Origin of the sequence: Clostridium puniceum, from assembly GCF_002006345.1 — a bacterium.
In the GTDB taxonomy this organism is placed as follows: Bacteria; Bacillota; Clostridia; order Clostridiales; family Clostridiaceae; genus Clostridium; species Clostridium puniceum.
In genome coordinates this window covers 41,207-58,066 of the sequence record NZ_LZZM01000143.1, presented here as the reverse complement: position 1 = coordinate 58,066, position 16,860 = coordinate 41,207, and the positions used below count along the sequence as shown (strand labels likewise).

Genomic DNA, 16,860 nt, shown 5'->3' with positions numbered 1-16,860 from the left:
ATAAAGATAAGAGTATACGAGGTTAATCATGAGAAGAAGAGAAAAAAAGACATTAAAATTAAGAATAATTATTTTCTTAACAGTATTGACAGCTACTTTACTACCATTAATTGCATTTAATGTATTTTTTACAATTCAAGCAAGAAACTATCTTAATGAGTCTGGAACTAAGGAGATAGAACGTATCAGAAATGAAGAAGTAGAAAGTGTTAAGAACTTTTATGAATTTATAAAGCTTGATATTGATGTTTTTTCTAATACTAAGGCAATGAATTATTTAAATCAAAGTAATTCTAATGAGTCTATTGATATGAGTGTTCTAAAAGACGTTAAATATATAGAAAATGTGTATGTATTAGATAAGGCTTTTAATCAGTTATATACCTTTAAGTCAGATAAATTTAACAATGATTTGAGTCAAATAATAAAACAAACAAAATTCTCCAAACAATATTTTATAACAGATTTTTATGTTAAAGATGAAAAAGGGTATCAATTTATTTTCTACAAGATTATAAAGAATGGTGAAGTAATTGGATTTTCTGTATTTGAATTAAATGAAATGTTTTTTTATGATTTGTTAAGTAGCAACACTGGTATTGATGTTGATATTTACAATGGGGATTTTACAGTTGTTGCATCGACCCTTGAAAATAAAGTGAATAGTACTAAAATTGATAAATATACAAAAAAAATGCTAAGTGGTGATACAGACACTGAAGTATCAGATGAAACTAGAGTATCTTATAGCTTTATTGACTTAGAAGACAATTCTTTATATATTATTGCATCTAAAAATGAAAGTCAAATTTATAGTCCAATTAATAATTCAATCATATATATATTTATTTTCTTTGTGTTATGCCTAGTATTTGCTGTGGTAGTTGCCATAAAACTTATACAATACTTAGAAAATTATATTAAGAATAATATTTTTAAAAATTTATCACCTAAATTTCATAAGATTTTTAGTTTGATTCTACCAAATGTTGAAGAAACTATAGAATTAATAAATAATTCTGTTGACAGATTAGATGAATTGAAGGAAATGAAAACCAAATTATTAGGAGAATACACTGAGATTAAAGATAAAGAGGATAAAATTAATGAGGAAATTAAAAATATATAAGAAAGTTAGAGATAATATATATATATATAGATATGATATTTTTTCAATAATAATTATGGTTTTAATTATTCTGTGTATGTTAGCGCCTATATATAAACAAGGGCAAATTGTTTTTAGTGATATGGCTTTTGGCTTCACATCTGAAAGATACATGAATGAAATATTTGGAGCTTGGAATGAAAGGTGGAGCACTTCTACGCTTTTGAATGTACCAAGATTAGCATTTATTTATCCACTATACCTTTTATCTAAAATGTTTAATTATAGTGGACCCTTTTTTTTAAAAAGCTTCATAACAGTTCTAATATTAACATCAGCAATATCAATGTATTTATTTTCAAAAAGAATTGTAAGTATTTATTTTTTAAAAAAGTTTGATTTTTTTAAGGTGTTTGCACTAATAACAGGAGCAATTTTTTATGCCATTAATCCATGGGTAGTAATAAGAATACAACATATATATTTACTTTGTGGATATAGTTTGATTCCATTAGTTCTAATGTTTTTCTTTAATGCATTTGATCCAAAGTTTCAAGAACAACTTATACCAGGTTATTATATTTATTCTAAGAACTTGTATAAAAGAAATGTAGTGGATATATTTTTTTTGAGTATTTTTTTTACAATAAGTGCAGGTGCTATCCATTATTTTTTTTATGACATAATTTTTATGTTTATTATTGGAGTTTTAATTGTGGGAAAAACTATTATTAAAACTGGATTTCAGCATAAAAAAAGAATAATAAGCATTTTAATAAACAATATAAAGAAAATAATTTTATTTGCATCAATTTTTGGATGCTTTAGTGCCTATTGGCTATCAGCATACTTAGGAAGCATTTTACTTAAAGCTCAAGCTTCACAGCACAATATTAATGTTGTTGATACTCTTTCGTTGTTTAGCAGAAATAGTTCAATTAAAAATGTTATTTATTTTATCTCTTACTGGTGGCCAATGTTTGACATATCTAATTTACCGAGTTCTTTTTACCTAGGTGGAGCAATAATAATTATTTTTGTGCTTTATGCAATGATTTGTAAGGGATATAAATATAATATAATAGCATTTTTTGCTTTGTGTACAGTAATTTTCTTAATAGCTTCTACTGGAGTTAGCCTTGATTTTTTTTCTGAAACCTTCATTTTTATTGTCTCAAAAACGCCTATTATTGGATCGATGTTTAGAGATCCTAATAAATTTATAGGATTAATGGCTGTTGGGTTTAGTGTACTTTTAACATTTGGTATTCAAAACTTTATGTTGAAGTTTCAATATAAACGATATGAGTATGCTATAAAGATAGCATCTATCTTAATAGTTATTACAGCTTTCTGTTTTTATTTAATGCCTTTCTATAATCATTTTATTAATGGTTTTTATAGTCCTATTACAATACCTAAAGACTATTTAGATGTACAAAATCACTTAAAAGAAAAAGATAAGTTTGATAGTAAAGTACTTTATATACCAACTGCAGATAATATGATACAAAACTATAATGGAGTTGCTACGCCATATTGGAATAAGAATAATGATGTTAGTGGAGTAGAAAAGGCTACGGGTGATATTCAAATTTATTCTTCACAAAAAAATACGATTTTTCAACATGAGGGCAATAGTTTAAGCATTAATTATTATATGAATTTTATTCAGGCTATGCTAGATAATGGGACTAGTAAAAATGTGGGTAAACTTGTATCAGCTTTTGGGGTGAATGAACTTGCATACCACAATGAATATAATGGACAAGAAGCAAGGCAGAAATTTAATCTTGAAATATTAAAAAATCAGACTGGATTAAAAAAAACATATGAGAATGGAATTTTTAGTCTATATAATATCGAAGATAATTTACCTTACTTATATAATGTGCCTAAAAAAATAATTACCCCTTATGGATACAGTAGGCTTGAAAGCTATAGTAATATTCCAAATTTTAATTTTAAAGATTATGGAGTGATTTTTTCTTCGCTTGAAGATAAAAGTTATATTAAAGATTTAAATAAAGAAGATTATATAGAGGTAAATGACTACAATGATTTGTTACTTTCTAATCTTCAAAAAGAAAATTATATATATCCTTTTAATGTTATTAATGATGGCGATGCTTTTTTAAAATGGAGTAAAACTTTAGTTAGTAACAATGATTGGAAATGGTATTTGTCTTCTCAAGGTTTAAAAAATTATCCTTTTGACTTTGATTGTAATGCTGGAGTAGCACTTACTTACGCGACTAGTAGATTAGATGTGCCAGCAAATAAAATTGATACTATTAAGGGAAAACTTATTGCTGATTTTGATTCTATGTTAAGAACAGAGAAGTTCTTTGTGCCTGATAATCCTAAAATATTTAGCGTTTTAGCTAATCCTCAAACAGATAATAATTCAGTTCCAGTCTTATATGGAGAAATTATGAAAGGTGAACCACAAAATATTTGGCAGGTTGCTAAAGCAGGATTGATTGATGCAAAGGAAAATAATCCATACAAGTTCAATATAGTGATTTCTGGTAGGGGAACTAATAAAATGCATGTAAAAGTTAGGTTTTTTGATAAGCAAATGAATGATTTGGGTATAAATTATGTAGTGTCATCTCATGAAGACGTGAACTTTGACTCAGTCAACTTTAAAGGAGATTATGTATCGCCTAGTGGAAGCGCATATATGCGTATAGAACTTTTGAGTTATCAAAAGCCAGAGCAAAAAAACTATTGGTGGATTCATGATATAAATATATATGATTTAGGCGAGTATAAAAAACCTAATATTTTTACAATGACAAAAAATGTTAAGACAGATCAAAAAGCAAAAGTGTATATGAGAACATTAGTTTCTGCTAAAGGTGGAGATCTTGAGGTTAAAATCAATGATGAAGCAGTAAAAATAAATACTAAAGATAACTCTATTACACAATTTAAATGGATTGATCTTGGAGAATATAAATTTCATTCTGGAGATAATGAAATTTCTGTAGAGAATAAAGAAGGTTTTAATGCTGTAAATTTATTTGCTTGTATTCCTGATGAGGATTTTGATAAACTTTCTTTTCCGATAAACTCAGCAATAAACAGAAGTAATATTTTTGCTGTATTAGAAGCGGAAAATGACTTTAATTATTCAGGAAATGTTCAAAGTGAAAGGGCATATCCTAAGCTAAGCATGGGAAAAGGAATAAGTTCACAAAGTGGTGTATTAGAAAGAAATATTGATATTGTAAAGAACAGTGATTATTCATTTTCATTAAATATCAATGGTGATGGTAAAAATAATGGAAAACTGAAGGTTATGATTTTAGATGAACAAAATAATATAGTAATTAATAAAGAAATACTTACAACAGATTTAGTTTCAAATGGTGATGAAAAGGATATTGTTATAGATAAAATACCATTAAGTGATACATTTCCACAAACTATCAAATATATAGATAATATTATTAATCATTATAATAATTTTACAATTCATAATATTTTTCTTAAGCAAGGAAAATATAAAATCAGAATTTTATTTGATAGTAATGTGCCTTCTACAAGTACAATTTCTGATATTCACAAATTTGATCCTAATGAGATTAAAGTACCCAATAACATTGAAGATGTCTATGATGAAAGTAACGGTGATAATAGTATTATAAGTAATGACATGATGAGAGATCGAATAGATGGAAACACATTGCACTTTGATTTTGATAAAACTAGCTCTAGCAACTGGTATAATTATGCTTCAAAGAAAATATCAGTAGTACCAGATGAAGAATATTTAGTTAATTTTGATGCTATTTCTGAAAACATAAGAAAAAGACATATGAAATTAGAATTTCTTGATGAAAACTATAAACTAATAGATGTGACCTATATAAATGATGTAGATGAGAGCGAAAAAAATCAATGGAACAATTATCAACAAGTTATTCAAGTTCCAACAGAAGCAAAATATATGCAATTCCACATTCTTTGTCTTGGGAATAAAGCTGCACAAGGATTCATTGAAATGAAGAATTATAGTATAGTTAAATATAAAGATCTTATTACATTTGATAATATGATTTATTTTGAAGGAAATGATATTAATGCCTTTTTTAAGAGTAATTTAGAAAATCATGAAGTTGAGTATGAGCGCATTGATAGTATGAAGAGAAATTTTAAAATAAATAATCCTAATAATGATAGAATTCTATTAAATTATACTGAATCGTCTAATCCATTATGGCAGATTTTATTAGGGGATTTCAAAGATAGGGGAAATTTAAAACTAAATGGAGTAACTACAGGTATCATAACGGACCAAACAGGACAAGGAACTATAGAAATAGTGCTTAGAAAATTGTATTATTTCAGTTTTGCTTTTATTATAATAGGATTTGCACTGAGTTATATTATTTTTAAAAAATGCAAAAAATAGGCAATTGATTGAGATTATATCACTCATACTTTAGATAATATGAATAATTAACGACAAAGTTAAAAATATGAATGGTTAACAAAATTACCTCCCCCTATAGCATATAAAATGATATAAGTAATCAGTATGCTGGGGGATTTTTTATGTATAAAAGTGATATTATAAGTTATTTTTAGCAATGGTGTAGAAGATTCCTAAAGCACTTAAAAAATAAATTTAAAAATTAAATTTTCATCTGATAGAAATGAAAAAAATTTTTATAAAGCCTAAAAAACAAGTTATCATATGCTCATAAGACAAAATTGAATTTTATAACCAGTATAAGTTTTCCAATTTAAGTAATAAAAATAGAAATTTTTATTAAAATGTTAATAAGGATATTTAGGAGGAGATCTTTTTTGAAAAAGGAAATAAAATACAATGTGTTTTATGGCACAGAAGATTTCAAAAAATTATTTGATAACTTGATTGAAGATAAAATAAAAAATGTAACAGAAAATATTAAGAATACACACAATAACAAAAGTAATAAATACTATTTATCCACACAAAAAGAGGTGGATGTAAATGAATAAAGTATGGAATATAGGTATTTATGCTAGAGTAAGTACAGAAAAGAGTGAACAAAGTGAATCTGTTGCTGCACAGATTGGAAATTTAAAAAAATGGATAAGAGATATGGCTAAAGAAGACAAGAATAATGTTTATAATCTTATAGATACTTATGAAGATAACGGTATTTCGGGTTCTAGTTTTAACAGAGGTGCTTTTAAAAAAATGAAAGAAGATATAGAAAGTAAAAGAATAAACATGGTTTTAACAAGAGACTTATCTAGATTCTCAAGGGATTATTTGGAAGCAGGAGCCTACATTGAAAAATATTTTAAACTAAATAATATCCGATTTGTGGCATATTTGGACAATGTGGATACTGAAAAAAGACAAGATGATGATATTGTGCCTTTTAAAAATATGATAAATGAAATGTATATTAGAGATACAAGTAGAAAAATCAAAAGTGCATTAAAAGAAAGAATGGAAAGAGGATCATCTATAGCATCAAAACCTCCGTATGGATATAAGTTTGAAAAAATTTATAATGGTGAACAAAAAAACATTTTGCTAGTTCCAGAAGGTGGAGAAACTACAGAAACAGTTAAAGAAATTTTTTCTTTATATTTAAAAGGATGGGGAGCTGGTAAAATAGCAACATATTTAAATAAAAAAGGTATATCCACTCCATCTTCAAGACTAAAAAATTATGCTCTTTCTAAATTTGGAATTTGGACAAACAATACAATATTTTCAATCTTGCAAAATCATAAGTATGGCGGATTCTTGGTGCAACAAAAATATCAAAAAGTTAGTTATAAAATGAAAGAAATTAAAAAAACTTCAAAGAAAGATTGGGTTTGGTCTGGAGAATTTGAAGGAATAATAGATAAAGAAACATTTAATAGAGTTCAAGAATTACTAGAAAAAAGATCAAGTGGATATAGGTATAAAGGAGAAGTTATACATCCTTTCAGTTCGGTGCTAGGGTGTGGAACATGTGGAGGAAGTCTATCTTATAGAAAAAAATTTGAAGGATATAAGTGTACATTATCTCAAAGTGGGGCAAAAAGATGTACTTGCCATAGCATAAAAGAAAAAGACTTAATTTTACGAATACAGCAAGATATAAGAGAAATGATAAATAAAAATATTAATAAAGAGAAATATTACAATAGGGTAGAAAATATAAAGATTGAACAAAATAATACAAAGGAATTAAATGAAATAGAGAATGAATTAGAAAAGTTAGATGCGAAATTCAGTAAAATGTATGAAGATAAATTAAATGACTTAATTTCAGAGAGAAATTTTACAAATTTTCTTAATGTCATACAAGAAAAACAGAAAAAGTTAATTAAGAGAAAAGAGCAACTAGAAAATATGGTGAATAATTCACAACATAATACTTATATCGAAAGAATATATAAAGAAGAACTTAATAAATTTTTCAACTTAGAAGAAATAGAAAGAAATTTTGTGGAAACAATTATAGATAAGATTATAGTTAATGAAGATTCAAAAACTAAGGACAAGAGTGTTGATATCTATTATAAATTTAATAGATATTAAAAATATCAAGATTGTTTACTATATGCAGTGTAAATTATTATACTCATTTATCTTTAAATGGGCAATAACATAGAATAATTTTGAAACGCAAATTTCAAGTTAATATCATATAGAGGTATTTTTAATTGGAAAATTCGGAAATACTTGGTTTTCAGAAGAGGAATTAAAAGCATTAATAGGTGAAAGTAAATTAGAAGGTATAGTATCAGTAGGAAATTATCTTCTTCATATGATGTAAATCATATGAAAAAATTATTAATAATTGTTATTGAAAAAAAGAAGTTGAATGGATTTTATAATAAAAAGACCAATATTACCTATGTACCAACTGCTACATGCATAGGTTTGTCTGCAGTAAAGCTCTTAAAACAAGATGCTAATGCAGTTATGGTTGTATTACCATCAGATCACTATATTCAAGGTGAGAAGAATTATATAGATACGTTATCTCAGGCGATTGAGATAGCAAATAAGAGAAGGTGTATTGTTACACTTGGAATAGAAGCTAATAGGCCAGAAACTGGATATGGATATATAGAAATGGGTGAGAGAACTACTGGGAATATACCAACTTACAAGATAGCTAGATTTACTGAAAAACCTAACTCAGAGGTTGCCAAAGACTTTATATTAAAGGGGACTTACTTATGGAATTCTGGAATGTTCGTATTTAGAGCAGATGTTATTTTAAGAGAAATAGAGAAGTATCTGCCTAAATTGCATAGACCATTGATAGAAATATATAAAAGTCTAGGGGAAGAAAATGAAGAAGCGGTTATAGAGGAACAATATGAGCTTATCGATGGAATATCTATAGATTTTGGCGTTATGCAAAAAACAAGAAAGGCATATGTTATAAAATGTGATTTCAACTGGGATGATATGGGGAGTTTCGGCGCATTAAGCAGACTGCTTTATAATGATAAGAATAATAATATTTCCCAAAATGTCTATATTGATGAATGTGAGAATTGTTCTATATTTGGAGATAAGAACTTAATAATAGGATTTGGAATAAAAGATTTAGTTGTAGTTGATGCAGGTGATGTTATACTTGTTATGGATAAAAATAAAGATCAAGAAATAAAACATTTACTGAATAAACTTAATGAGCAAAATCGATATAATAAATTTTTATAAAAAATAAGCTGTTACAAAATATTTTGATTATTTTGTAACAGCTTATTTGCTATCAGAGAGTTAATAAGATTTATGCACAAGCTTTATGAATTAAAATATTTATTCGAGAAAATTAATAAATACAAATATACAAAGTGGCTATTTATACTCTAAAGGTATTACAGTAACACCTTTATCTTTAAACTCATTAATATCAGCTTCACTAATATCAGAATCGGTAATAAGATGAGAAATTTCATCTATATCACCACTAGAAAAATTATGATGTCTACCAACCTTGGAACTATCAGCTAATACATAAACATGACCATTGCACCGATTTAGCATTTCATGATTAATAAGGGTTTCTTGCAAAACTGAAGTGCTGATTCCTGAATCACAAGCTATTCCACTAACTCCTAAGAAACATTTATCTGCAGTTATTTTAGATAGTATATAAGTAGCAAATTCTCCTATTAAAGATTGCTTCCTTTCATAAACCTGCCCGCCAGTTAATACTAATTCAACATTAGAACCAATAGGTGATTGAAGAGCTTTACCATTATTAGTAACAACGTATACACGTTTATTCTCCAAATAGTCCAATATTAAAAGAGCGGTTGAACTAGAGTTTATAAAAATTGTATCACCATCATTTATTAAATCAGCTGCATATTTTGCAATTATGTGTTTTTTCTTATTATATATTGAATCAACAGCATTTTCTTCAGAATCATTTTTAACATCAAAATCTATATCAGTTGCTAATTTTGCGCCGCCGTAGTATCTGATTATTAATCCTTCGTCATCTAAAGATTGCAAGTCCCGTCTTAAGGTAAGTGGGGAGATATTAAGTTTCTCTGCTAGTTCATTAGTATTAATTGATTCATTTTTACTTATATAATCTAAAATTTTATCTCTTCTTTTAGCGACTATGCCTTGAGCTTTTTTCATATTTGTCCCCCTTTTTGATATAAATGTAATTTTAAGACGTTAAAATCATTTATTTAAATTATAAAGAAAATAATTTAACATTTAAAGAACTATTTATATTATTTATTTATACTAATTATAAAACAAACATTCAAAAAGTTCAATAAAAACATTCGAAAAATAAAAATAATAAAAAGTTCAAAAAAAATACTTGAATTATATGAATGTTTGATGTAATATAAAGACAGAAACAAACAAAACATTCACAAATTATAAAATAGAAAGTTCAAAAATACAAAACGTTTATAATTCTAAAATCAAACAAGAAAAATATGAAATGTATAAAAAATCAAAAAATATAGAAAATATAGAAAACAAATTATAATATTTAAGGAGAGATTAGAATGTCAAAAGTAAACGAAATCACAAGAGAGTCTTGGATATTAAACACATTTCCAGAATGGGGAACATGGCTTAACGAAGAAATAGAACAAGAAGAAGTGAAACCAGGTACATTTGCAATGTGGTGGTTAGGATGTACAGGTATATGGGTTAAATCTGAAGGTAATGCAAATATATGTGTTGATTTGTGGGTTAATTCAGGAAAGAAAACAAAAGCGAATCCATTAATGGCATCACAACATCAACATCAAAGAATGATTGGCTGTGTAGCAATGCAACCAAACTTAAGAAACTCAGTTTGTGTTATTGATCCTTTTAAAATTAAAGAAGTAGATGCAATTTTAGCTACACACGATCATAGTGATCATATTGATGCTAATGTGGCTGCAGCAGTAATTCAAAATTGTTCTAAAGATGTTAAATTTATTGGACCACAAGCTTGTATAGATCTTTGGTTAGGCTGGGGAGTTCCAAAAGAACAATGTATAGTTGTAAAACCTGGTGATGTGGTAAAAATTAAAGATACAGAAATTGTTGCACTTGATTCTTTTGACCGTACTGAGCTTGTTACGGCACCAAAAGGTACAACATTAAAAGATAAAATGCCAAGAGATATGGATAAATTAGCTGTAAATTATCTTTTCAAAACTCCAGGCGGAAACTTGTATCATAGTGGTGATTCACATTATTCTAATTATTATGCAAAACATGGTAATGACCATAAAATCGATGTTGCATTAGGATCATTTGGTGAAAATCCAAGAGGTATGACAGATAAAATGACATCTATTGATATGTTAAGAATGGCTGAATGTTTAAATACTGAAGTTATTATTCCGTTCCATCATGATATTTGGACAAACTTTATGGCTGATACTCAAGAAATTATAACTTTATGGAATATGAGAAAATATAGATTACAATATAAATTTAAACCATTTATTTGGGAAGTAGGCGGTAAATTTATTTATCCAAACGATAAGGATAAAATGGAATATCACCACGATAGAGGCTTCCATGATGCATTTGCAATAGAACCAGATCTACCATTTAAGTCAATGTTATAATAAAATTAATGAGGGTTAAAACTTAACCCTCTATAAAATAAAATATGGAGGAGAGCATAATGTTACAAGGATTAATTGATAAAAAAAGATATTCATTTCATGAAGGTTTCGATACTTGGGAGGAAGCAATAGAGGCTTCTTGTAAACCTTTAATAGATGATGGAGCAATAGAAAGTACTTATGTAGAAGCGATAATATCAAATGTTAACAAGTATGGAGCATATATAGTTATAGCACCTAATATTTGCATACCACATGCTCAAGAAGGTGTTGTAGGAGTTAATGAAACAGCAATGTGTTTTATGAGAACTAAAAATCCAGTTCATTTTAGCAATGATCCAGAACAAGATGCAAGATTATTTTTTGTATTAGCTTCAACGGATAATGAGGTGCATTTGCAAAACTTATCGAACATGGTTGGATTAATCGAAGATGATGCAGTAGTAAATAAATTACTTGATGCTGAATGTAAAGAAGATTTAGAAGAAATTGTTGAAATGTTAAAAGCAAAATGTGTTTAAAAATATATAACGTAAGTTTACTTGATATTATTTTTGTAGAAAAACTTATGTAAAGAAATTATTATATATGCTGCAATTAAGTTTATACACTAAAGTTACTTCCATATGCTAATGCTAGTATGTTTTTATTGTAAAATAATTATTGCAACAAATATAAGCAAAAGAAAATAAAAATTAAAACTATAGGGGGAAGTAAAATGAATATATTATTAAGTATATGGAATTTCTTTCAAATAAATATCTTGACAAATCCAGCATTCTTTATAGGTTTTATAGTACTTATAGGTTATTTATTATTAAAACGTCCAATATATGAGGCAATAGCAGGCTTTATAAAAGCAACAGTTGGTTATTTGATTTTAAATGTAGCAGCTGGAGGACTTGTAGGTAACTTCCGTCCAATACTAGCAGGATTAAAAGATCGTTTCAATTTAACCGCTGCAGTTATTGATCCTTATTTTGGTCAAACAGCAGCACAATCAGCTATTGAAAATGTTGGTAGATCATTTTCTCTTATGATGATAGTATTACTAATAGCATTTATTTTCAATATATTATTAGTATTGTTTAGAAAGCAAACAAAGATTAGAACAGTATTTATTACAGGTCATATAATGGTGCAACAATCTTCAACAGCTTTATGGATGGTATTATTCTGTTTCCCTAATTTAGTTGATACGCAAGTAGTAATTATGCTTGGTTTATTACTGGGAACTTATTGGGCAGTATCAGCAAATCTTACAGTTGAAGCAACTCAAGAATTAACTGAAGGTGGAGGATTTGCAGTTGGTCATCAACAAATGTTTGGAATTTGGCTTACAGATAAAATTTCAGGAAAAATTGGTAATAAAGAAAAATCAATAGAACATCTTCAATTACCAGGATTTTTACAAATATTCAATGATAACGTAGTTGCAACTGGTATACTAATGATGTTATTCTTTGGAGCAATCATGGGAATATTAGGACCGGACTTATTACATCAAATAGATAAGACAGGATTTGCAGCAAATAGAAACTTTTTATTCTATATCATGGAAAAATCATTAAACTTTGCAGTTTACTTAAGCATATTACAACTTGGTGTTAAAATGTTCGTTGGAGAACTTACAGAATCATTCCAAGGTATTTCAAATAAAATTTTACCAGGATCAATGCCAGCTGTTGACTGTGCAGCAACTTATGGATTCGGTCATGCTAATGCAGTAACAATTGGATTCTTATTTGGAGCATTAGGACAATTTATATCAATTATAGGTTTAGTAGTATTCCAAAGTCCAGTATTAATAATCACAGGTTTCGTACCAGTATTCTTTGATAACGCAACTTTTGCAGTATTTGCAAATAGAAAAGGTGGTTTAAAAGCAGCTTGTATAATTCCTTTCGCATCAGGTGTTATTCAAGTGCTAGGTGGAGCATTCGCAGCTTATTACTTTGGATTATCACAATTTGGAGGATGGCATGGAAACTTTGATTTTGACACAGTATGGCCAGTAATTGGAGTGTTAATGAAAAACTTCCAATATGTAGGGTTTGGTATTGCAGTTATAGCATTACTTGTAATACCACAAATTCAATACTTAAAAAATAAAAAGGGATATTTCAAAGTAGCAGAAGATTACGATGAATATCTTAAAGAGATGGAAAAGGCATAACAGATAAAAATGATTTATGAAAATTAACAACTAGTTAGTTTTATTGAAATAGCTACTTAACTACAAGTATTCGATTTAATATTACAATTTATATGAAATATGATTGACAAATTTCTAAAAAGACTCAAACTGTAAATAAGATATAAAAATAAAATTAAGTGGAATTAAATAAAAAATAAATTGAAAAGGGTGTGCGTAAAAATGTTAAAAGTAATAGCAGCTTGCGGAAGTGGTATGGGATCAAGCCAAATAATAAAGATGAAAATAGGAAAAGTTTTTAAAAAGTTAGGTATAGACGTAACAATTCAACATAATAGTGTTGGAGAAGCTAAAAGCCAAGCGTCAAGCTTTGATGTAGTATTTTGCTCAGAAGTATTAAAATCAAATTTTAAAAGAGCAGAAGAATCAGGAACTATAATTATAGGGTTAAAAAATATATTATCAGAGCAAGAAATGGAAGAAAAAGTTATAGAACAAATAGTAAATAAGAAATAACTTCTATTAAAAATTATAAATAACCATAAATTGAAATTGATATAGAGAATTTTATAAAATGAATATTTAGTATTCTAAGATTTAGATGAAATTTAATAAGTAAATTTCATCTAAATCAAAGAATATCAGAAACATAAAAATTAAAAATAGGCTAATGCAAGTTGAGGTGAATGGAATATGAAAATTATAAAAAAGCACTTAGATGAAATGTACCGAGCATATTCAGCAGGTTCAATAGAAATAGACGGTGAACTAAATTTGCTAGTAGCATCTGAAGAAAAGGGATATCCTTGTTACGCATATAGTGGTAAGGATTTTACTCATCGTCATACAGTTTGGAATAATGGTGGAGGATGTATGTCAATAATTCCTATTCCAAATCGTAAAAATGAATTTTTAGCTGTTAGAGATTTCTATTTAAAAGAAAGTCCAAGTGGTGCACGTTTAGTTTGGGGCCATTTAGTGGACGGAGAATGGGTTATTGAAACAGTTATCAAATTACCTTATTTACATCGTTTTGATGTATGGGATGTTGATGGAGAAATCTATGTTATTGCAGCTACTATAGCTGATCTTAAAGTTTCCAAAGATGACTGGAGTCATTCAGGAACTATCTATTATGGTAAATTATCAGAAATACCAACTGATGGTTTAGATCTTAAAGTTCTTAAAAAAGGGTTATATAAAAATCATGGATATATTCGTCATATGGTTGATGGTAAACCACGCGGCACTTTTGGCTGTGATCAAGGAATATTTGAAGTTATTCCAAGTAAAGATGGAGAATGGCAAGTTAATCACTTAATGGAAGGTAATATTAGTGAAGTCGCTTGGTGTGATTTAGATGGTGATGGTCAAGATGAACTTATGACTATTGAACCATTCCATGGAAATTCAATGAAAATCTATAAGTTTATTGATGGAAAGTATACTGAAATTTATGTTTATCCATATGAGATTGATTTTGCACATACTTTAGTTGGAACAACACTTCGTGGTGTGCCAAGCTTTGTTGGTGGAGTGAGACGTGTAGATGCCGAATTATTTTATATTCAATGGGTTGATGGAAAGTGCCAAGAAACAATTATTGAAAAGGGTGCTGGCCCAGCTAATGTAACAGTTATAAATTTAAAAGATTGTGATTTAATTGTTTCAGCTAACCATACAAAGAATGAGGCAGCAGTATATACAGTGATAAATGAGTAGTATATATGTTTTTGTACCAGGATAATTATGAGACTTATCAAATTTAATACTTAAAAATTAGAGAAAGATATTGTTTGAATATAAATTCAAACCAGATTAAAACAATCATAATAGTTTGAAATGGAGAATGTTAGATGCTAGAAGAATTAAAAAAAGAAGTTTATGAGGCAAATATGCTTTTACCCAAATATAAATTAATAACTTTTACATGGGGGAATGTTTCTGCAATAGACAGAAAAACAGGATTAATAGTAATTAAACCATCAGGTGTCGATTATGAAAAAATGGGACCAGAAGATATGGTGGTAGTTAATTTAGAAGGTAATGTTGTTGAAGGAAAATATAAACCATCATCAGATACACCTACACATGTAAAGTTATATAATGAATTTAGTGAAATTGGAGGAGTTGTACATACTCATTCAAGATGGGCAACTATATTTGCTCAAGCAGGAAAATGTATAAAATCATATGGTACAACTCAAGCAGATTATTTCTATAATGAAATTCCTTGTACAAGAGATATGACACCAAAGGAAATAAAGGGACAATATGAGTATAATACAGGTGAAGTTATTGTTGAGACATTTAAGAACGCAAATCCAATACATGTGCCAGCAGTTTTAGTTAAAAATCATGGACCATTTACATGGGGAAAAGATGCTGTGGAAGCAGTTCACAATGCAGTTGTTTTAGAAGAAGTTGCAATGATGGCTTGGAATACAGAAGTTTTAGCAAATCATAATATTGAAACTATGCCAAAGGAATTAATTGAAAAGCATTTTATGAGAAAGCATGGACCAAATGCATATTACGGACAATAAATTTATCTTTAGAAAGTTGGTGATTTTATGAAGGGATATACGTTAGGATTATATGAAAAATCTATGCCTAATTTTTTATCTTGGGAAGAAAAGTTAAATTGTGCTAAAGAATGCGGATTTGATACTTTAGAAATAAGCATAGATGAAACAGATGAAAAATTGGCTAGATTAGATATGACTGAAGAAGAAAGAAGGAAGCTCGTAGAATTAATGTTCAAATGCGGAACTGAAATAAGAACAATGTGCTTAAGTGGGCATAGAAAATATCCGTTGGGAAGTACAGATGAGACTACAAGAAATAAAGGTATGGAAATTATGAAAAAAGCTATTGATTTAGCCTCTGACATAGGAGTTAGAATAATACAATTAGCAGGATATGATGTTTATTATGAAGAAGGAAATGACCAAACTAGAAGATATTTTGAAGAAAACTTAAAAGAATCTGTAGAAATGGCAGCTAATAAAGGTGTAATTCTTGCATTTGAAACTATGGAAACCGAATTTATGAATACAGTTGAAAAAGCAATGGAATTTGTAAATTTAGTTAATTCACCATATCTTCAAATTTACCCAGACTGCGGTAATGTAACTAATGCATCTTTAGATTATGGCATAAATCCTATAGAAGATTTTGAAACAGGAAGAGGGCACATTTCAGCAGTGCATTTAAAAGAAACTGTTCCTGGAAAGTTTAGAGAAATTACTTTTGGAACAGGACATGTAAATTTTGAAGAGATAATTAAAAAATCGTGGGAACTTGGTGTTAGAAAATTTACAGCAGAATTTTGGTATATTGGAAATGATGATTGGAAAGATGTAATTAAAAATACAAAAGTCTTTATGGATGAAAAATTCAAAAAGGCTATAGGATAGAATATGAAATATTGATTTATAAATTATAAAAAAAATGAAATACAGCATCTAAATAAGTGAAAATTTTAACATTTATCATATAAATTTTAAAATTATAATGTAATAAATTT

12 protein-coding genes and 1 pseudogene are annotated in these 16,860 nt (G+C 27.9%); 12 read left to right on the top strand and 1 reads right to left on the bottom strand.

Features of this window, described 5'->3' with window-relative positions; genetic code table 11:
* Nucleotides 1-28 precede the first annotated feature (28 nt).
* From CLPUN_RS10995 to CLPUN_RS10980, 5 genes and pseudogenes are all read left to right on the top strand, one after another.
* A complete protein-coding gene (locus CLPUN_RS10995) occupies nt 29-1,129 on the top strand; it encodes a cache domain-containing protein (protein WP_077847327.1) in 1,101 nt (366 codons plus the stop codon).
* The gene (locus CLPUN_RS10990) at nt 1,107-5,531 is read left to right on the top strand and encodes a hypothetical protein (RefSeq protein WP_077847326.1); all 4,425 of its coding nucleotides are present in this window, start codon (nt 1,107-1,109) and stop codon (nt 5,529-5,531) included. The genes CLPUN_RS10995 and CLPUN_RS10990 overlap by 23 nt, the downstream gene beginning before the upstream one ends.
* Before the next feature lie 398 nt (nt 5,532-5,929).
* Nucleotides 5,930-6,106, top strand: a complete 177-nt coding sequence (locus tag CLPUN_RS28030; RefSeq protein ID WP_198944317.1) for a hypothetical protein — start codon at nt 5,930-5,932, stop codon at nt 6,104-6,106.
* Nucleotides 6,099-7,655, top strand: coding sequence for a recombinase family protein (locus tag CLPUN_RS10985; RefSeq protein WP_077847325.1), 1,557 nt, complete (start codon nt 6,099-6,101; stop codon nt 7,653-7,655). Before CLPUN_RS28030 ends, CLPUN_RS10985 begins: the two co-directional genes overlap by 8 nt.
* Nucleotides 7,656-7,982: 327 nt before the next feature.
* Nucleotides 7,983-8,795: pseudogene (locus CLPUN_RS10980) on the top strand (mannose-1-phosphate guanylyltransferase); the annotation flags it as partial.
* A 138-nt stretch (nt 8,796-8,933) separates the two neighbouring features.
* Here CLPUN_RS10980 and CLPUN_RS10975 read toward each other — a convergent pair.
* The gene (locus tag CLPUN_RS10975) at nt 8,934-9,728 is read right to left on the bottom strand and encodes a DeoR/GlpR family DNA-binding transcription regulator (protein ID WP_077847324.1); all 795 of its coding nucleotides are present in this window, start codon (nt 9,726-9,728) and stop codon (nt 8,934-8,936) included.
* Between the two features lie 383 nt (nt 9,729-10,111).
* On the opposite strand from CLPUN_RS10975, the gene ulaG reads away from it, so the two are divergent.
* From ulaG to CLPUN_RS10940, 7 genes are all read left to right on the top strand, one after another.
* Nucleotides 10,112-11,176, top strand: coding sequence for an L-ascorbate 6-phosphate lactonase (ulaG, locus tag CLPUN_RS10970; RefSeq protein ID WP_077847323.1), 1,065 nt, complete (start codon nt 10,112-10,114; stop codon nt 11,174-11,176).
* A gap of 59 nt (nt 11,177-11,235) precedes the next feature.
* Nucleotides 11,236-11,697 (top strand): PTS sugar transporter subunit IIA, encoded by a 462-nt coding sequence (locus tag CLPUN_RS10965; protein WP_077847322.1) that lies wholly within the window; start codon nt 11,236-11,238, stop codon nt 11,695-11,697.
* A 197-nt stretch (nt 11,698-11,894) separates the two neighbouring features.
* Entirely contained in the window at nt 11,895-13,352 is a 1,458-nt protein-coding gene (locus CLPUN_RS10960; protein WP_077847321.1) for a PTS ascorbate transporter subunit IIC, read from the top strand.
* 201 nt (nt 13,353-13,553) lie between these two features.
* The gene (locus CLPUN_RS10955; protein WP_077847320.1) at nt 13,554-13,847 is read left to right on the top strand and encodes a PTS sugar transporter subunit IIB; all 294 of its coding nucleotides are present in this window, start codon (nt 13,554-13,556) and stop codon (nt 13,845-13,847) included.
* Between the two features lie 177 nt (nt 13,848-14,024).
* On the top strand, nt 14,025-15,053 hold the full coding sequence (locus CLPUN_RS10950) for a hypothetical protein (RefSeq protein WP_077847319.1): 1,029 nt from the start codon (nt 14,025-14,027) through the stop codon (nt 15,051-15,053).
* 134 nt (nt 15,054-15,187) lie between these two features.
* The gene (araD, locus tag CLPUN_RS10945) at nt 15,188-15,877 is read left to right on the top strand and encodes an L-ribulose-5-phosphate 4-epimerase (RefSeq protein ID WP_077847318.1); all 690 of its coding nucleotides are present in this window, start codon (nt 15,188-15,190) and stop codon (nt 15,875-15,877) included.
* Between the two features lie 27 nt (nt 15,878-15,904).
* Nucleotides 15,905-16,750, top strand: a complete 846-nt coding sequence (locus CLPUN_RS10940) for an L-ribulose-5-phosphate 3-epimerase (RefSeq protein WP_077847317.1) — start codon at nt 15,905-15,907, stop codon at nt 16,748-16,750.
* The last annotated feature ends 110 nt before the right edge of the window (nt 16,751-16,860 follow it).